Origin of the sequence: Catenulispora yoronensis, from assembly GCF_039531695.1 — a bacterium.
Lineage (GTDB): Bacteria > Actinomycetota > Actinomycetes > Streptomycetales > Catenulisporaceae > Catenulispora > Catenulispora yoronensis.
On record NZ_BAAAQN010000010.1, the window covers coordinates 22,205 to 38,834 of the forward strand.

Annotated in this window: 17 protein-coding genes; 9 read left to right on the forward strand and 8 right to left on the reverse strand. The window is 72.0% G+C overall.

The window, feature by feature from the left end:
* Nucleotide 1: 1 nt before the first annotated feature.
* Complete coding sequence (locus tag ABD481_RS11050) at nt 2–913, reverse strand: helix-turn-helix domain-containing protein (protein ID WP_344665489.1); 912 nt, start codon at nt 911–913, stop codon at nt 2–4.
* 208 nt (nt 914–1,121) lie between these two features.
* On the opposite strand from ABD481_RS11050, the gene ABD481_RS11055 reads away from it, so the two are divergent.
* Together ABD481_RS11055 and ABD481_RS11060 are read left to right on the forward strand one after the other, a co-directional pair.
* Nucleotides 1,122–1,706 carry a papain-like cysteine protease family protein gene (locus ABD481_RS11055; protein WP_344665490.1) on the forward strand — a complete coding sequence of 195 codons (585 nt, stop codon included), beginning with the start codon at nt 1,122–1,124 and terminating at the stop codon, nt 1,704–1,706.
* Between the two features lie 11 nt (nt 1,707–1,717).
* On the forward strand, nt 1,718–2,539 hold the full coding sequence (locus tag ABD481_RS11060; RefSeq protein ID WP_344665491.1) for a hypothetical protein: 822 nt from the start codon (nt 1,718–1,720) through the stop codon (nt 2,537–2,539).
* 335 nt (nt 2,540–2,874) lie between these two features.
* On the opposite strand, the gene ABD481_RS11065 is transcribed toward ABD481_RS11060, so the two are convergent.
* Both ABD481_RS11065 and ABD481_RS11070 read right to left on the reverse strand, forming a co-directional pair.
* The gene (locus ABD481_RS11065) at nt 2,875–3,417 is read right to left on the reverse strand and encodes a YbaK/EbsC family protein (protein WP_344665492.1); all 543 of its coding nucleotides are present in this window, start codon (nt 3,415–3,417) and stop codon (nt 2,875–2,877) included.
* 9 nt (nt 3,418–3,426) lie between these two features.
* Complete coding sequence (locus ABD481_RS11070) at nt 3,427–3,948, reverse strand: MarR family winged helix-turn-helix transcriptional regulator (RefSeq protein ID WP_344665493.1); 522 nt, start codon at nt 3,946–3,948, stop codon at nt 3,427–3,429.
* Nucleotides 3,949–4,065: 117 nt separating this feature from the next.
* On the opposite strand from ABD481_RS11070, the gene ABD481_RS11075 reads away from it, so the two are divergent.
* Together ABD481_RS11075 and ABD481_RS11080 are read left to right on the forward strand one after the other, a co-directional pair.
* Entirely contained in the window at nt 4,066–5,592 is a 1,527-nt protein-coding gene (locus tag ABD481_RS11075) for an MFS transporter (RefSeq protein WP_344665494.1), read from the forward strand.
* Between the two features lie 157 nt (nt 5,593–5,749).
* Nucleotides 5,750–6,154: a hypothetical protein gene (locus ABD481_RS11080; protein WP_344665495.1), complete on the forward strand. Its 405-nt coding sequence runs from the start codon at nt 5,750–5,752 to the stop codon at nt 6,152–6,154.
* Nucleotides 6,155–6,175: 21 nt separating this feature from the next.
* Here ABD481_RS11080 and ABD481_RS11085 read toward each other — a convergent pair whose 3' ends face one another.
* Nucleotides 6,176–6,589, reverse strand: coding sequence for an organic hydroperoxide resistance protein (locus ABD481_RS11085; protein WP_344665496.1), 414 nt, complete (start codon nt 6,587–6,589; stop codon nt 6,176–6,178).
* A 100-nt stretch (nt 6,590–6,689) separates the two neighbouring features.
* Here ABD481_RS11085 and ABD481_RS11090 point away from each other — a divergent pair, with 100 nt between their 5' ends.
* Nucleotides 6,690–7,220, forward strand: coding sequence for a TetR/AcrR family transcriptional regulator (locus ABD481_RS11090; protein WP_344665497.1), 531 nt, complete (start codon nt 6,690–6,692; stop codon nt 7,218–7,220).
* A gap of 47 nt (nt 7,221–7,267) precedes the next feature.
* On the opposite strand, the gene ABD481_RS11095 is transcribed toward ABD481_RS11090, so the two are convergent.
* Nucleotides 7,268–8,857, reverse strand: coding sequence for a CocE/NonD family hydrolase (locus tag ABD481_RS11095; RefSeq protein WP_344665498.1), 1,590 nt, complete (start codon nt 8,855–8,857; stop codon nt 7,268–7,270).
* Between the two features lie 94 nt (nt 8,858–8,951).
* Here ABD481_RS11095 and ABD481_RS11100 point away from each other — a divergent pair, with 94 nt between their 5' ends.
* Nucleotides 8,952–9,689 (forward strand): TetR/AcrR family transcriptional regulator, encoded by a 738-nt coding sequence (locus ABD481_RS11100; RefSeq protein WP_344665499.1) that lies wholly within the window; start codon nt 8,952–8,954, stop codon nt 9,687–9,689.
* Here the strand turns inward: ABD481_RS11100 and ABD481_RS11105 are convergent.
* On the reverse strand, nt 9,625–10,605 hold the full coding sequence (locus tag ABD481_RS11105) for an AraC family transcriptional regulator (RefSeq protein WP_344665500.1): 981 nt from the start codon (nt 10,603–10,605) through the stop codon (nt 9,625–9,627). The genes ABD481_RS11100 and ABD481_RS11105 overlap by 65 nt on opposite strands.
* A 91-nt stretch (nt 10,606–10,696) precedes the next feature.
* Here ABD481_RS11105 and ABD481_RS11110 point away from each other — a divergent pair, with 91 nt between their 5' ends.
* Complete coding sequence (locus tag ABD481_RS11110; RefSeq protein ID WP_344665501.1) at nt 10,697–11,527, forward strand: NAD(P)H-binding protein; 831 nt, start codon at nt 10,697–10,699, stop codon at nt 11,525–11,527.
* Here ABD481_RS11110 and ABD481_RS11115 read toward each other — a convergent pair whose 3' ends face one another.
* Entirely contained in the window at nt 11,528–12,631 is a 1,104-nt protein-coding gene (locus ABD481_RS11115; RefSeq protein WP_344665502.1) for an FUSC family protein, read from the reverse strand.
* Between the two features lie 170 nt (nt 12,632–12,801).
* Between ABD481_RS11115 and zwf the strand changes: the two genes are divergently transcribed.
* Complete coding sequence (gene zwf, locus ABD481_RS11120) at nt 12,802–14,274, forward strand: glucose-6-phosphate dehydrogenase (RefSeq protein ID WP_344665503.1); 1,473 nt, start codon at nt 12,802–12,804, stop codon at nt 14,272–14,274.
* A 96-nt stretch (nt 14,275–14,370) separates the two neighbouring features.
* Here zwf and ABD481_RS11125 read toward each other — a convergent pair whose 3' ends face one another.
* Nucleotides 14,371–15,810, reverse strand: coding sequence for a sugar porter family MFS transporter (locus ABD481_RS11125; protein ID WP_344665504.1), 1,440 nt, complete (start codon nt 15,808–15,810; stop codon nt 14,371–14,373).
* Nucleotides 15,811–15,980: 170 nt separating this feature from the next.
* On the opposite strand from ABD481_RS11125, the gene ABD481_RS11130 reads away from it, so the two are divergent.
* Nucleotides 15,981–16,613 carry a class I SAM-dependent methyltransferase gene (locus ABD481_RS11130; RefSeq protein WP_344665505.1) on the forward strand — a complete coding sequence of 211 codons (633 nt, stop codon included), beginning with the start codon at nt 15,981–15,983 and terminating at the stop codon, nt 16,611–16,613.
* Nucleotides 16,614–16,630: the final 17 nt, after the last annotated feature.

The following is a 16,630-nucleotide window of genomic DNA, read 5'->3' on the forward strand; positions in this document are numbered from 1 at the left end:
GTCAGATCCAGTCCCAGCGGATGCCGACGATCCCGGGCGGGACGGGGTCGACGTTGATGTGGACCGCGTGGTGGCCGGTCATCGGCAGTTCGTGCTCGGCCGCGCCCCGGTAGGCGAAGCAGGCCACGGGCAGGTGGGCCGGGTCGAAGCGGACCTGGAGGGCGTACTGGCCGGCCGGGAAGCGGAAGCCGCGGTGGAAGTCGCGGCATTCGACCGCGGCGTGGTCGGTCACCGCGTAGCGGATCAGGTGGGTCTGGTCCGGGCGCAGGGTCAGGTCGAAGAGGAGTTCGGCGACCAATAGGCCCGCTTCGGCGTCGCGGCGGACGCGGCCGAGGCGGCAGTTCTCCAGGGCTTCGACGTGGACGCGCTCGATATCGGCTCCAGGGTCGGCGTCGACGATGGCCACGTAGCGGTCGACGCCGTCCTGGTGGGCGCGCAGGATCTGGAAGTTCTCGCGGCGGGGCGAGCAGCCGGCGCCGTCGATCCAGACCTGTTCGTGCTGGGCGGCTATGTGCAGCTTGTTGTCGGCCACGGTGCCCAGGGAGGCGAGCAGGTCGGTCAGGGCGGCCCAGGTGGGGAGGATGTGCCGGTACTCGCGGCTGCCGGCGGGCAGGCCGACGCCGTGGCCGCGGGGCCGGGGCGGTCCGAGCAGGACCAGCAGCGAGCCGCCGGGCAGGCCGAGGATCTCCTCCAGGGCGGAGACGGCGCGCAGCGAGTCCGGGCGTTCGGGGCGGCGGCGGCCGTTCTGCCAGCAGCTGAGGGTGGCGGTGCCGACCCGGACGCCGCGGTCGGACAGCCGGCGTTGGAGGCTGTCGAGCGAGAGTCCGCGGGCGGTGATGGCGGCGCGCAGGGCCTCGGCGAAGGGGCCGGTGCGCAGGGCCGCGTTGGCGGGGGTGCCGGTGTGAATGTTCACAGGGAAACAGGCAACTGCGGTGTTCAGGAGCCTGTCAAGGTGCGCTGACCGGGGGTTTGCGCGGTGTTCACACCGGCCCGGCGCGTGAACGGCGACCGCGCCCTTCACCGTGTCCCGCAGGCGGCCTTCGGGACCCTGTCGGGCCTGGTCAGAGGGGTTCTACGCTCACGCCACCATCCCACCCGGACGGACCCGAAGGGAGTCCCCCGTGCCCCCCACCACCCTCGTCAAGCACACCGGACGGCGGCGTGCGGCCGTGATCGCGGCGGCCGCCGCGCTGTTCGCCGCCGTCGCGGTGCCCGCCTCCGCCGCGACCGCCAACCAGCTGAACATCACCATGCAGGCACAGCAGAACTCGAACTGGTGCTGGGCCGCCTCCGGCAACACCGTGGCGGCCTTCTACGGCTACAGCTATTCACAGAACCAGTTCTGCAACATGGCGTTCGGCAACTCCCTCAACGCCTCGTGCTCCAACTCGCAGGCGTCGCTGGCCAACGACCAGACCGCGTTCCAGCGGATCGGCATCTCGCCCGGCAACTACGTTACCGGCTACCTCTATTACTCGTCGATCATCCGCGAGGTCGACGCCGGGCGGCCGGTGCTGGCCCGCATCCAGTGGTCGTCGGGCGGCGGGCACATGGAGGTGCTCTACGGCTACGACCAGAGCCAGAGCTGGGTCTACTGGGGCGACCCCTGGCCGTCGGACTATCGCTACAACTGGGGCGCCTACAACTACTACGTGAGCAACGGGTCGTTCTCGTGGACCCACTCTCTCGACTACATCGGCGCGTGAGGAGGCGACGGATGATGAAGAAGACCAAGATCGGCAGGATCTCCGTCGCCGGTGCGGCGATGGCGGCGACGTTCGCGGTGACCGGCGCCGCGCACGCGGGGACGGCGGGGGCGTCGGTGCCGGCAGCGCCGTCCGGCACCGACGTGGCGGCGGCCCGGGACGCGGCGAGCAGCGCCCTCGGAACGGTCGGGCAGTTCTTCGCCTCGGGCGGCCAGAAGCCGCAAGGCGACGCCCGCCAGCTGGCGGCCGCGGCCACCGCCGCGGCGCCACGCATCGACAGCGCGACGGTGCCGGTCTACTACCTGGACCCGGCATTCGTCGCGGACACCTCATCAGCGGGGACAGCAGCCCCGGTATCGCAGCTGACGTTCATGGCCACGGACACGGTCAGCACCGCCGGCGCCCACGCATCGGTGTGGACGGCACAGGTCGACGGGGCATGGAAGGTCGTCAACATAGCCTCCGGCTCCGACGAGACGTCCTACACCGCCGGCGCCAAGCCGGGCGCCACCGTCTTCAAGGAGCCGCAGATCGGCGCCTGGTACCAGGTGCTGAACGGCCGGATCCTGCCCCTGAACGAGACGGCGCGGTCCTCGGTGGGCAACGGTATGACCATCGCGCAGTATCACCAGCTGGTGCGCGGCCGGTATGCCGACAAGCTCCCGGGCAGCGCCTACGACAAGGGCGGACGAGCCGGCGGATTCCAACCGCAGGGACCGGGCGAGAGCTCCTCGAACCTGGCCCCGCTCACCGGCGGCCTGACACTGATCGGCTTCGGCGTGGCCGGCGCCGGGGCCGTGGCCTGGCGCCGGACGAGAGCGCGGCGCGGGTAGGCAGGTTGGTCGGCCTGGCTGGTCAGGTCAGTCAGGTTAGGTCAGCCCTTTGACGCCGCCCGGTGCTTCCCACAAGCGCCGGGCGGCTTTCTGTCGGCATTCGGCGGTTCGGCGGTCCGGCGCGGAAGACCGGTTCGGCGCGGAAGACCGGGGCGTCCGCGAGGGTGCGAAGAGGCGCCTGCATCACTGATTCGAGGCTCGGGCTAAAACATTCGGGTGAAACGAGGCGTGAGGTAGCAACGCTTCGCTGGTCTCGAATCGTCCAATAGGAGAGAGCCGGGTTCTGGTCCGTGGGGCGGTCCAGAACCCGGCCTTCTGCGGGGCTTTACTCAGGATCAGCGCGCGACGCCGAGCCCTTCGAGCACCTCGGCTCCCGGCAGCGCGGCCAGCGCCGATCCCGGCAGCCAGAGCTTCGAGCCTCGGATCCCGGAGCCGACCACCGCTACTGGCGCCGCGGCCACCGCCGCGTCCACCAGGATCGGCCAGTCCTCGGGCAGTCCGATCGGCGTGATGCCGCCGTACTCCATGCCGGTCAGCTCGACCGCGGCGTCCATCGGTGCGAAGGAGGCCTTGCGTGCGCCGAGGTGCTTGCGGACCAGGGTGTTGACGTCGGCCTTCGTGGTGGCCAGCACCATGCATGCCGCGTAGGTGGTCTGCTCGCCGCGCCGTGCCGCCACGATCACGCAGTTCGCCGACTCCTCGGGGAGTACGCCGTAGGCGGCGCAGAACGCCTCCGTGTCGGCGAGCTCGGGGTCGATCGCGGCGACCTCGACCAGCGGGGCCAGGGCCGGCAGTGCGGTCAGGGCCGCGGCCACCGGCTTGGCGAGCAGTTCGGGGTGGTCGAGGGCGGGGGTGCGGACAACGGCTTCGGTCGACATGGAGCGAATCTACGCCCGCGCCGTCGTCAAGGTCTCGACACCCTTGGCGGAAGCGGGTCCGGCCGGGGCGGCCTGGTCCTGGGCGGCCTGGTCCGGGGCGGTCTCGGCCGGGGCTGTTCCGGCGGGGGCTGCTTCGCCCGGGTCGGTGCCGAACTCGGCGGCCAGCACCGCGCGGTGCGTCGGCCGGGCCTCGGCCAGCCGCGTCTTCCCCTCGTCGGTCAGCACCACGTAGACGCCGCGCCGGTCGTCGACGCACAGGCTGCGCGTCACCAGGTTCTGCGACTCCAGGCGGCCGATCATGCGCGACAGCGCGCTCTGCGTGATCGGGACGTGGTTCGCCAGTTCCTGCACTCGCGGGGGATGGGCGCAGTCGTACTCGGACAGCGTGTCGAGCACCTCGAACTCGCTGGCCGACAGGCCGTGTCGCCGGTCGAGCTCCAGCTCCAAGTTGTTCCACACGCGGGTCTTGCGCGCGACGAGCTCCCGCCACTGTTCGACGAGGCTTCGCTCAAGGAGGGACTCGGTCTCCATGTCCGCATGGTAACACATGCGAACGCACAAGGTGTAGTTGCATAAGGTTCCGGCGCACAAGGTGCTCCAACATAAAGTGTTTGCGCACTAAGTGCACGTGCATGTAATCTTCTCGGCATGAGCCACAGCGACACCTCCACCACCCTGCGTCCCGGCGAGTCCGCCGCGTCGGGACGCTGGCCGCTCCGCTTGTGGGGCGCCCTGATAGTCCTGTGCGGCGCCCTGTTCCTCGATGCCCTCGACACCTCGATGGTCGGCGTGGCCCTGCCGTCGATCAAGGAATCCCTGGACCTGTCCACCTCGTCACTGCAGTGGGTCGTCAGCGGCTACGTCCTCGGCTACGGCGGGTTCCTGCTGCTCGGCGGACGCGCGGCGGACCTGCTCGGCCGGCGCCGGGTGTTCCTGACGGCGCTCGCCGTCTTCGCCGTCGCCTCGCTGCTGTCCGGCATGGTCAACGACGGCGACCTGCTGATCGCCACCCGGTTCGTGAAGGGCATCAGCGCGGCCTTCACCGCGCCGGCCGGGCTGTCGATCATCACCACCACGTTCGCCGAGGGGCCGGACCGCAACCGGGCCCTGAGCATCTACACCACCTGCGGCGCCGCCGGCTTCTCGCTCGGCCTGGTGCTCTCCGGCCTGCTGACCGAGGCCGGCTGGCGCTGGACGCTGCTGGTCCCGGCGCCGGTGGCGGCGCTGATCCTGGTGGCCGGCTGGAAGCTGATCGACCACGACCGGCCCGCGCCGGCCGGCGCGGGCCGCGGCGGGTACGACATCCTGGGCGCGATCACCAGCACCGGCGCGGTGCTGGTGCTGGTCTTCGGCATCGTCCGGGCGCCGGAGGAGGGCTGGCTGGCCCCGGTCACGCTGGGCACCTTCGCCGCGGCCGTGGCGCTGGGCGTGGCGTTCGTGGCCGTGGAGCGGCGCGTCGCCAACCCGCTGGTGCGGCTCGGGGTGCTGCGCTCCCCGTCGCTGATCCGGGCGCTGATCGGCGGCGGCCTGATGTTCGGCGGGTACGCCTCGTTCCAGTTCGTGGTCACCCAGTACCTTCAGACGCTCTCCAAGTGGAGCGCCCTGCACACCGCGCTGGCCTTCCTGCCGGCCGGCCTGATCGTCCTGTTCTCCAGCTTCAAGATCGCCGACGTGCTCAACCGCTACGGCACCGCGCGGGTCGGCGTCGCCGGCTTCGCCTTCCTGTCGCTGGGCTACCTCCAGTTCCTGCGCATCGGCCAGACCCCGAGCTGGTGGGTGATCCTGCCCTCGATCGTCGCGCTGGGCCTGGGCTTCGGGATGGCGTTCCCGGCGATCAACGTGCAGGCCGCCTCCGGCATCGCCGACGAGGAGCAGGGCCTGGTCTCCGGGCTGCTGAACACCGCGCTCCAGGTCGGCATCACCGTGGTGCTGGCCGCCTCGACCGCGATCATCGCGGCCAACGGCGGCGCCGGGGCCCGGACGAACGCGCAGGTGCTGGCCAGCTACCGGCCGGTGCTGGTGTTCGTGGCCCTGGCCACGGTCGCCGGGCTGCTGATCCTGGCCGGGGGGCTGCTGCGGCGCGGCCGCACCCCGGTGGAGTCCACGCTGGCCGAGGAGCTGGAGGACGAGCTCGACGTCCTGACGCTGCGGCAGCGGGACGCGCTGATCGGCTGAGGCGTCGGCCGGTCGCCTGAACGGCCCCATCGGTGCCGGTCCCCCCAAGAATCTTGGGGGGACCGGCACCGATGAGTTCTCCGGCGGTGTCTCGTCTGATCCGGTGAGAGGGAAGAACACCGAAGTCGTCGGATCGCGAAAACGGAAGGACATCACCATGGCTGAGAAGACCGTCGCGGAGAAGCTCGGGATCAAGGCGGGCAAGGCCGTCTGGACCTCGCACCCGGAGCGGTTCACCGAGGTCGGCGAGCTGCCCGAGGGCGCGACCGTGGTCCCGGACCTGGCCGACGCCGCGGTCGCCGTGCTGTACGCGGACGACGCGGCCGCGGCCAAGGCGCTGCTGGAGGCGAACAAGGCCGACGTCACCAAGCCGCCGGCGGTGTGGGTGGCCTACCCCAAGGCGAACCGGACCGACATCAACCGCGACACCCTGTGGCCCATCGTCGTCGCCTACGACCTGCGGCCCAACGGCCAGGTCGCGATCGACGACGTGTGGTCGGCCCTGCGCTTCCGGGCGAACAAGCCTGGTGAGGAGGCGTTCACCGGTGGCGGCAAGAAGTAGCGCGCGGCTGCGTGCGGACTCCTACTCGACCACGATCTCGACCGGGATGTTGCCGCGCGTGGCGTTCGAGTAGGGGCAGACCTGGTGCGTCGCCTCCAGGAGCTCCTGCCCCTTCTCGTTGTGCAGTTCCTCCGGGAGCTCGGCGCGCAGCACGACCGACAGCCCGTAGCGGCCGCCGTCCAGGGCGTTCAGCGTGACCTCGGCGGTCACCGACGCCTCCGAGACGTCCAGCCCCATGCGCTTGCCGACCAGCTGCATCGCGCTGGCGAAACAGGCCGAGTAGCCGACGGCGAACAGCTGCTCGGGGTTGGTGCCCTGGCCGTTCCCGCCCAGCGCGGCCGGCGGCGCCAGGGTCAGATCGAGCGTGCCGTCGTCGGTGACCGAGCGGCCTTCGCGACCGACCGAGGTGGCGACGGCGGTGTATACGGGCTTCATGGCGGACCTCCTGCTGGACCGGCTGGGGACTGCTGAACCAGACAGATCTGTCTGTCTGGCAACTCCGATACTAGACAGATCTGTCTGGTATCGTCAAGGCGTGAGCTCCGCACGTGACCGCGTCCTCGGCACCGCCACCCGGCTGTTCTACGCCGAGGGCATCCACACCGTGGGCGTCGACCGGGTCATCGCCGACGCCTCGGTCGCGAAGGCGACCTTCTACCACCACTTCAAGTCCAAGGAAGACCTGGTCCTGGCCTATCTGGCCACGGAGTACGAGCGCCAGCGCGGCGTCCTGGACGCCGTCCCCGGCACCGGCCTGGACCGCCTGGCCGCGATCCTGGCCAAGCTCGCCGACCTCAGCGCCGGCCCCGGCTTCCGCGGCTGCCCCTTCCTCAACGCCGCCGCCGAGTACCCCGACGCCGACACCCCGGTCCGCCACCTCGTCGACGACTACCGCGCCTGGTACCGCACCCTGATGCGCGGCCTCCTGGTCGAGGCCGACCGCCCCGACCCGGACCCGAAGGCCGACCTGCTGCTGCTGGTCCGCGACGGCATCACGGTCGCCGGCGGCCTCGGCGACCAGGCCGCCGTGCAGGCCGGGGTGCGGACCGCGCTCGCCGTGGTGTGAGTACGGGCTGCCACCTGCGCAAGCTCGCCGAGCTGTAGTCCGCCGAGTCAGACCACGGGCAGGACCACTGCTGAACCGGAGCGGACCTCGATCTCATAGGCGCGGCGTCCTGCGGCGAAGCGCGGATGGGCCCCGGCACTGATCCGGATCCGTATTCGGTGGCCGGGCAGGAAGCGGTGTGCGGTCGACGACATCGTGATGGTGAGGGCGGACGGGGCCGGATTCGCGGAGCGGGCGTCGATCCGGGCGATTCCGTCGCAGACGTTGCGGGAGCGGCCGCGTTCGTCGACGTCGCAGAGCCGGACGAAGACTGTGGCGGCGCCGTCGAGGTCGGGGATTCGTGCCAGCAGCTCGGCGGCCACCGGGCCGATCACCTCGATCGCCTCGGGCAGCGGTGCGCTGGTGCGGACCAGGACTTCGGGGCGGCGCTCGGTCGCCTGGTCGTCGTGGGTCCCGGCGGTGCGACCCAGGCCCGCTCCGCCGACCGAGGGCGTGGGGTGGGCCGGGTCGTGGCGGACCGTGCCCACCGCTTCGTCTCCGCCGGGCGCGTTCCGGGCCAGTGTGCCGTCGGCCTGCGGGTACCAGGAGACCGGAACGGCGGCGGGCGGCCAGGCCGGAAGCTCGCGCCAACCGTCCTTGGGCCCCACCGTCACCTGCACTCGCCCCTTCGGGGGCGTCGGATCGGCGAGGTGTCCCCGGAGCCACGCCACCGACTCGCCGAACACCGTCCCGAAGCCTTGTCGCAGCGCCGAGGTGTGCGTCCATGGTCCGACCAGCAGCGACCGTCGCCCGGCCGGCAGTCGGCCGTACTGCTGGAGGGCCTGCTCCAGCGCCACGTCCGACCAGCCGCTGACGATCAGCGTCGGCACGTCGAGCCCGTCGGCCGCGCCCAGCAGATCGGTGCCCTGCCAGTAGCCGTCGGACGGATCGGGGTGGGCGGCGGCGCCGGCGAGCACTGGTATCCGGCGGCCCAGCACGCGCTCGTACTCCACCACCGGCTGTTCGGCCCGCACGATGCGCTTCATCCCGCGGGCCAACCGCAGGGTGGCGCCGAGGAAGGCGCGCGGCCCTCGGTGCTGCGTGTCGAAGGCGGTGGCGGCGATCAAGGCGTCTTCGAGGGCGAACACCCCGTTCCGGTAGAAGAACCCGTACGGGTTGTGCAGCGGGAGGTGCATCACCATCGCCTTCAGCTCCGGCGGCGGCTCGGCGGCCAGCGCCCACGCCGGGTACGCCATGGCGCTGGGCCCGACCAGCCCGAGCCGGCCGGTGAACCAGGACCGGGACCGGAGCCAGGCGACGGTTGCCCGGCCGTCGGGGCCGTCGTCGCGCCAGGGCTGGGCCGTTCCGCCCGATCCCGCGGTCCCCCGCGAGCTCTGCACCACGACATGGAAGCCCTGCTCCGCGAACGCCATCCCGAAAAGCGCCGCCCACGGGAGGCCGCGCCCGTACGGCGACCGCACCAGCAGCGTCGGGAACTCCCGCGCCCCGCCCGGATCCGGGAAGTAGCGGTCGGCGAGCAGCTCCACGCCGTCCGGCACGGGTATCCGGATGCCGGGCTCGTAGCCGACGCCGTGCTTCGGTATCGGCAGGCCGCGCAGGGCGCGGCGGAAGATCCGGGTGCTGCGGGCTGGCTTCATGGACCTCATCTCCTCGGCGCGGCGGTCATTCTCGTACGTTGTACGAGAATAGGGCTGGCAAGATTGTCTGCGCAAGTGAGGAGAGGGGGAAGGCGTGGATCCGGAAGCGCTGTGGTCCGACCGCCGTCATCGGCGCGGACGCCCGCCGGCCCACACCCGCGAGGCGGTCGTGGAGCGGGCGGTCGCGGTCGCCGACGCCGAGGGGCTGTCCGCGGTGACCATGCGCCGGGTCGCCGCCGCGCTCGGCTCCGGCACCATGTCCCTCTACACCTATGTCTCCGAGCGCGACGCGCTGCTGGAGCTGATGATCGACGCCGTCACCGGCGAGCAGGAGCTGCCGCCCGCGACCGACGACTGGCGCGCCGACCTGGCCGCTTACGCGCGCGGTCAGCGGGCCCTGATGCGCCGCCACCCCTGGCTCCCGGCGGCCCTGGCCGGCCGCCGGACCCTGGGCCCGAACACCCTCGCGGCCCTGGACCACGCCCTGGCCCTGCTGGTGCCGACCGGCCTGTCGCCCCTGGCCTGCCTGGAGGCCTTCGCGCTGGTCAGCGGCTTCGTGGCGAGCCACATCGGCTACGAGGCGGCGCAGGAGTCAGCCCTCGGCGACGCGGAGCAGGCCCGGCGGTTCGCCGAGGCCAACGCCCGCTACCTGACGAAGGCCGTGGAATCAGGGGCCTATCCGCACTTCGCCGCCGCCGCGGCGGCCTCCGGCACCGGCCCGCCGCCCGATCCCGACGCGACGTTCGAGCGGCTGCTCGGCCGGGTGCTCAACGGTCTGACAGCACCGGCGGACCCGCGGCCTCCGGCTCCCGGCTCCAGCGCGACGGGCTGACGCCCTTGACCCGCTTGAACGCGACACTGAACGCGAACGCGTCCTGGTACCCGACCGCCCGCGCGGCCGCGGCGACCGTGGTCGCGGAGCCGTCGCGCAGCAGGTCCGCCGCCACGGTCATGCGCCAGTCGGTGAGGTAGGTCAGCGGCGGCTGCCCGACCAGCTCGGCGAAGCGGGCGGCGAACGCCGCGCGGGACATGCCGGCCGCCGCCGCGAGCTCGGCGACCGTCCAGCGGTGCGCCGGATCGGTGTGGACCTGTTCCAGCGCCGCGCCGATCGCGGGGTCGGACAGCGCGTGGTACCAGGTCGGCCGTTCCAGGCCGAGCCGCGCGCAGCCTTCCCGCAGGGCCAGGACCAGGATCAGGTCCAGCAGGCGGTGCAGCACCGCGTCCTGGCCCGGCTCGTCCAGCGCGGCCTCGGCGGTGAGCAGGTCGAGCGCGGCGCCGGTGCGCGGGTTCGCCGGGACCCGGGCGACCGGCGGGAGCGCGGACAGGAGCCGGCGGCCGGCGTCGCCCTGCGGCGCGTAGGTGCCGCGGACCAGCGTGGTGGCGCCGGGGCCGCCGGCGCCGTAGGTGCGGGGCGCCAGCAGCCTGGCCAGTTCGGCATGGTCGCTGGGGGCGCCGAGGAAGTGCTTGCGCCCGGCTCGGATCACGACCCGCGACGCGGTGGCCAGGTCGTCGGAGACGGTGTGCCGGGAGCTGCCGGTGACCACGGCGATGTCGCCCGGGGCGAGGTCGCAGGGCTCGACGTCCGGCCGGTCGTCGAGCCGCAGCACCGCGCGGCCGCCGAGGGCCGCGAACAGGGTCAGCGGCGGAGTCCGGTCGAAGGTCATCGCCCACGGCGGGTGCTGGATCAGCTGCCGCACGTCGGCGTCGCTGGTGCGGGAGCGACGGAGCAGGTCGCTGAGGGCGTCCATGCCCTCACGGTAGCCGAGCCGTGGACGAACGCAAAGGTTCTGGGGACGATCTCCCATGGATCGTCCAGCGGATCGGCGATCTCCTGGAGGCATGAAGCAGAACCTGATTCTCGCCGGCACCGGCAAGACCGGCCGGCGCGTCGCGTCCCGCCTCGCCGCCGCCGGCCTTCCGGTCCGCACCGCGGCCCGGTCCGGCGGCGACGTCCCCTTCGATCTCGACGACCCCGGCACCTGGCCCGCCGCCCTCGACGGCGTCGCCGCGGCCTACCTCGTGGAGCCCAGCCTGGAGGCCGGCGCCGAGCACCCGCCGCGCATCGCCCGCCTGGTGGACGCCGCCGTCGCCGCCGGCGTCGGCCGCCTGGTGCTGCTCTCGGCGCCCGGTGCCGACCAGGAAGGACACGTCCTGCACACCACCGACCTCGCGGTCCGCGAATCCGGGCTCGAATGGACGGTGCTGCGCCCGAACTGGTTCTCGCAGAACTTCAGCGAGGACTTCTGGCAGCCGGCGGTGCGCGGCGGGACGCTGGCGCTGCCCACCGGCCGGGGCCGGGTCCCGTTCATCGACGCCGACGACATCGCCGACGTCGCCGCCGCCGCGCTGACCGAGGACCGCCACGCCGGCCAGGTCTACGACCTGACCGGGCCGCGCGCCCTGTCCTTCGGCGAGGCGGCCGAGCTGATCGCGGGCGCCACCGGACGGCCGCTGCGATTCGTGGACGTCGCCCCCGACGAATTCCGCCGCCAGCAGATCGCCCACGGAGTCCCGGAAACATCGGCCGAACGGCTGACGAACCTCCTGGTCCGCGTCAGCGCCGACACCGACAACGACATCCGCGACGGCGTCGAGCGGGCCCTGGGCCGGCCGCCGCGCCGGTTCGAGGACTTCGTGGTGGCTGCCGCTGCTAGCGGCTGCTGGGACTAATCACCCCAGCGCCTCCCGCGCCGTCTCCGGCTTGGCCCCGGCGAAGATCGCGAGATCGTGGACGACCCACCGCAGGCTCTCCCAGGCCGCCTTCAACCGCCCCGGCCCCTCCTCCGGCACTTGGCCGACCACGTCCAGCGCGCTGAACACGGTCAGCTGGCGCAGTGCCGGATCGGCGGGGTCGGAGGCGAGCATCTGGAGGAGCGCCGCGGCCTCGTTGATGGCCGGGGCGAACTCCCTGCGGTGCTCCGGAGGGACCGACTGCGATTCGCGCGAGAGCGTCAGGCAGCTGTTGCCCAGGAGGCTGAGGTGCGCGACGGAGAGCAGTTCGCTCTGCAACGGCGCGCGCTGATTCCTGCGGCGCGGTGAGCGCTGGGCCGAGGCGACCATCATGTCGCAGGCCTTGCTGAGCTCGGCCGCCGCGGCGTAGAGCGGCCGTAGGCGCTGCCACAGGGTGAACGCCGACGACCGGTCGTCGTGGCGCAGCGAGTGCGAGGTCAGGTCCAGGGCCCTGGCCAGGTCCGCGAGCAGCTCGGACTCGGAGCGGCGGAGCAGGCGGAGCGGGTCGGCCGGGAACAGGAGCTGGCTGAACAGCAGTGCCACGGCGCCGCCGAAGACCGCGTCCAGGGCGCGGGTCAGCCCGGCGTCGCCGCCCATCGCGACGGCGATGACCGCGCTGACGGCGGCCTGCGCCATCGTGGTGCGGGCGTTCCCGGCGGCGGCCGTGATGAGGAGGGCGAAGAAGATGGCGGCGGCCACGCCGACGTAGTTGCGGCCCAGGAGCGTGCTCGCGGCCTGACCGACCAGGACGCCCGTCACGACGCCCGCGACCACGCGGATCGCGTTGGTGCCGCGCTCCCCGCGCGGGGTGTTGAGCGCGACGATGGCCGCCATCGGCGCGAACAGCGGATCGTCGTGCTCGAAGACGTGCCGGGCCACCCACCAGGCCAGGGCGGCGGCGACCGCCTGCTGGAGGATGGGCCACCAGGCGAGGACGATCCGGTGCAGTGCGGCGTGCAGCGCGCGGTCGGCGGCGGCGCGGGCCTCGTGCCGGACGATCCGCACCTGCCGGGTCCTCGGCACCGGCTCGGGCCCAGCGGTCACGGCAGTCACCTTTCCGGAGCCGCAGGGCCGGCAAACGCACCGCTCCCGGTGTCACGCCAATGGCGCAACGCCCCCGGATGGCGGCAGCGGCGGGGCTCCCCGGGGGCGCGGGACTGCTTCGGCGGCTACTAAAGAGCCAGTGCCAGCGATCGTCAGCAAGGAGCGCGCTCATGCCCATGACCCCCGCGATCACCTCCATCCAGAACAACGACATGGAGAGCGCCGACGTCCTGGTGCTCTACGGCATCACCGGCGACCTGGCGAAGAAGATGCTGCTGCCGGCGCTGTACAAGCTCACCGAACGCGGTCTGCTCAAGGTGCCGGTGGTCGGGGTGGCCGCGTCGGACTGGGACGACGAGGCGTTGCGCAAGCACGCGCGGGAATCGGTGGCCGAGGCCGGCTACGAGATCGACGAGCAGGTCTTCCAGCACTTCGCCGAGGGCCTGAGCCTGGTGACCGGCGACTTCACCGAGGACGCGGTCTACGCGAAGATCGGCGCCGCGATCGAGGGCATGGGCTTCGCGGCGCACTATCTGGCGATCCCGCCGTCCCTGTTCGACAAGGTGGCGGCCGGGCTGGCGAAGGCCGGGCTCAACAAGGACTCGCGGCTGGTGGTGGAGAAGCCCTTCGGGCACGACCTGGCCTCGGCTCGGAAGCTGGAGGTCGACCTGGAGCGCTACTTCGACCGCGACCACCTGCTGCGCGTGGACCACTTCCTGGGCGACGAGTCGGTCGAGGGCCTGGGCACCTTCCGGTTCGCGAACACCCTGCTGGCGCCGGTGTGGAACCGCTCCTACATCGACAACGTGCAGATCACCCTGGCCGAGGACTTCGACGTCGCCGACCGCGGGTCGTTCTACGACGCCGTCGGCTGCCTGCGGGACGTGGTGCAGAACCACCTGCTCCAGGTCATGACGCTGCTGGCCATGGACCCGCCGAACGTCAGCGACCCGCAGGCGCAGGCCCTGGAGAAGTGGCGGCTGCTGCACTCGGTACGGACGATCGAGCCCGAGGACACGGTGCGCGGCCAGTACGAGGGCTACCTGGACGTGGAGGGCGTCAAGCCCGGGTCCAAGACCGAGACCTACATCGCCCTGAAGATGTTCATCGACAACTGGCGCTGGGCCGGCGTGCCGTTCTACATCCGCAGCGGCAAGGCGCTGGCGGTGACGGCGACCGAGGTGTGCGTGCAGCTGCGGCGGCCCCCGGCGGAGCTGTTCCGCGGGCTCGGGCACGACATCCCGCCGAACCTGATCCGGATCCGCCTGGAGCCGGGCGCGGGCATCGCGCTGGAGCTGATGGCCCGCAAGTCCGAGCCGGGGCAGCTGCCGGTCCCGTTCCCGATGGGGATCGACTTCGAGCGCGTGCTCGGCGGCCAGGCCAAGCCCTACGAGAACATCCTGAACGCGGCCGTCGTCGGCGATTCCAGCGGCTTCGCGTTCTTCCCGGCCATCGAGGAGTCGTGGCGGATCGTGAGCAAGGTCCTGGCGCCGTCCGACACGCCGGCGCAGTATCCGGTCGGGAGCTGGGGCCCGGAGGCGGCGATGGCGATGACCGGCGAGGACGGGTGGCACAAGCCGGCCAAGCACCTGTTCGCGCACGCGATGATCGAGTCCGGGTCGCCGGTGGAGTCCGACGGCTGACCCCGGAGCGGTTCGGCCGGGTCTGTTCGGCGGGGTCTGTTCGGCGGGGTCTGTTCAGGGGGGTCAGCTCGGCCGGGTCAGCTCGGCCGGGTCAGTTCAGCGGGCCGGCGCCAACTCCCGTCCGAACCGCTTGAACAGCGCCTCCTGCACCTCGTTCGTGTCCCGGTTCTTCGTCTCCGGCACGAACCGCCCGACGAACAGCAGTCCCAGCACGCAGACGCCGCCGAAGATCAGGAAGGTCTGCCCCTGCCCGATGCCGTTGGCGACGGTGAGGAACGACTGGCTGACGATGAAGTTCGACATCCAGTTGACGGTGGTGGCGGCGCTGGAGCCGTTGGCCTTCGCCTTGGTGGGGAAGATCTCGCCGACCAGGACCCAGAACACCGGTCCGAGGCCGCCGGCGAAGGCGGCGATGTAGGCGACCATGAACAGCAGCGTGAGGTTGCTGTTCCAGTTCCAGATGAAGCTGAACCCGAGCAGCGCCACGAAGCCGGCCATCAGGGCCAGCGAGGTCAGCAGCAGCTGGCGGCGGCCCAGGCGGTCGACGGTGTTGATGGCCACCACCGTCATCAGGAAGTTGATGACGCCGATGTAGACGGAGTAGATGATCGAGTTGCTGGCGCTGCGGCCGGTCTGCTCGATGATGGTCGGCGCGTAGTAGATGATCGTGTTGATGCCGCCGAACTGCTGGAGCGCGGCCATGGCGAGGCCGACGATCAGCGCGGGGCGCACCGCCGGGGCGAGCAGGACGCGCCAGCCCTTCTCGCCCTCGGGGCGCGACGCGTCCTGGCGGGCGGCCTGCGCGGTGCGCTCGCGGTAGACCTCGATGATCTCGTCGGCCTGCGCCTCGTCCGTGACCTTGAGCAGGCCCTTGCGGAGCTGTTCGATGCGGCCCTGGCCGAACAGCCAGGTGGGCGACTCCGGCACGACGAACCAGACCCCGAGGCTGAGGACCAGGGCCGGGACGGCCCCGAAGGCGAACATGGCACGCCAGTTCCCGCTGTGCGAGAAGGCCAGGTCGATCAGATAGGAGCAGAGGATGCCGACCGTGATCAGCAGCTGGTTCAGCGACAGGATCCGACCGCGGATGTTCGACGGCGAGATCTCGCCGAGGTAGACCGGCACGCTCGCGGAGGCGGCGCCGACCGCCAGGCCGAGGATGAAGCGGGCCACCAGCAGGGTCCCGTAGTTGTGCGAGACCACCGCGACCAGGGTGCCGAGCGCGAACACCAGGCCGAAGAAGGCGACCGCCTTCTTGCGGCCGAGCTGGTCGCAGATCCGGCCCGCCACCAGCGCCCCGATCATGGCGCCGATCAGCAGGACACTGACCACGCTGCCCTGCTGGGAGCTGGACAGGTCGAAGTCCTTGGTGATGTAGAGCAGGGCCCCGGAGACCACGCCGGTGTCGAAGCCGAACAGGAACCCCCCGACCGCGATCAGGCCCGCCCACAGCCAGATCCGCCGCTCGCCCGCCTTCGGCAGGGTGATGGTGTGGACCGGCCCGGTGGTGCCGGGTTCCCGGGAGAAGCCTTGCATGGGTCGCTCACCCTCTTGGCGCGGACGCGGTCGGGGCGGCCGCCGGAACGCTGTCGGACCGGGACCCGGCGTCGCCTCTGAGTTCCTGACCAGGGCCGGGGGCGGTGACACCCGCGGTGCTCCGAATGGTGTGGGGCCGAGCGTGGGATCCGAGGTGTAGCTTCCCCTCCGTGACGGCACACCAGGACCGGACCAGGGCCGCCTACGACGGGGTGGTCGAGCTGTACGCGTCCTTGTTCGCCGACGGCCTGGAGCAGCACCCGTTCTCGCGGAACATGATCGGCACGTTCGCCGAGCTGGTGCGCGCGACCGGGAACCGCCGGGCGGCCGACGTCGGCTGCGGGCCGGGGCATCTCACCGCCATGCTGCACGACCTGGGGCTGGACGCCTTCGGGCTCGACCTGTCCCCGGGCATGGTCGAGCACGCCCGGCGGGCCCGTCCGGCGCTGCGGTTCGACGAGGCGCGGATGGAGGCCCTGCCGATCGGCGACGGCGCGCTCGGCGGCGTGCTGGCGCACTACTCGACGATCCACACCCCGCCCGCGGAGCTGCCCGCGCTGTTCGCCGAGCTGGTCCGGGTCCTGGCGCCGGGCGGCCTGCTCCTGGTCTCGTTCTTCGCGACCGGCGGACCGGAGCCGGTCCGCTTCGACCACAAGGTGACGCCCGCCTACAGCTGGCCGGTGGACCCGTTCGCGGAGCTGCTCGCCGGGGCCGGGCTCGACCCGTTCGCCCGGCTGATCCACGATCCGGCCACCGAGCGGGGTTTCCTCGACGCCCACGTGCTGGCCCGGCGTCCGGCGTAAGGCGCGCACTGTGTGAA

Coding starts and splice junctions, on each gene's coding strand:
- ABD481_RS11075 (WP_344665494.1), top strand. CDS start 4,066: ATGAGCCACAGCGACACCTCCACCACCCTGCGTCCCGGCGAGTCCGCC.
- ABD481_RS11080 (WP_344665495.1), top strand. CDS start 5,750: ATGGCTGAGAAGACCGTCGCGGAGAAGCTCGGGATCAAGGCGGGCAAG.
- ABD481_RS11065 (WP_344665492.1), bottom strand. CDS start 3,417: ATGTCGACCGAAGCCGTTGTCCGCACCCCCGCCCTCGACCACCCCGAA.
- ABD481_RS11105 (WP_344665500.1), bottom strand. CDS start 10,605: ATGGACGCCCTCAGCGACCTGCTCCGTCGCTCCCGCACCAGCGACGCC.
- ABD481_RS11095 (WP_344665498.1), bottom strand. CDS start 8,857: ATGAAGCCAGCCCGCAGCACCCGGATCTTCCGCCGCGCCCTGCGCGGC.
- ABD481_RS11060 (WP_344665491.1), top strand. CDS start 1,718: ATGATGAAGAAGACCAAGATCGGCAGGATCTCCGTCGCCGGTGCGGCG.
- zwf (WP_344665503.1), top strand. CDS start 12,802: ATGCCCATGACCCCCGCGATCACCTCCATCCAGAACAACGACATGGAG.
- ABD481_RS11125 (WP_344665504.1), bottom strand. CDS start 15,810: ATGCAAGGCTTCTCCCGGGAACCCGGCACCACCGGGCCGGTCCACACC.
- ABD481_RS11070 (WP_344665493.1), bottom strand. CDS start 3,948: ATGGAGACCGAGTCCCTCCTTGAGCGAAGCCTCGTCGAACAGTGGCGG.
- ABD481_RS11085 (WP_344665496.1), bottom strand. CDS start 6,589: ATGAAGCCCGTATACACCGCCGTCGCCACCTCGGTCGGTCGCGAAGGC.
- ABD481_RS11110 (WP_344665501.1), top strand. CDS start 10,697: ATGAAGCAGAACCTGATTCTCGCCGGCACCGGCAAGACCGGCCGGCGC.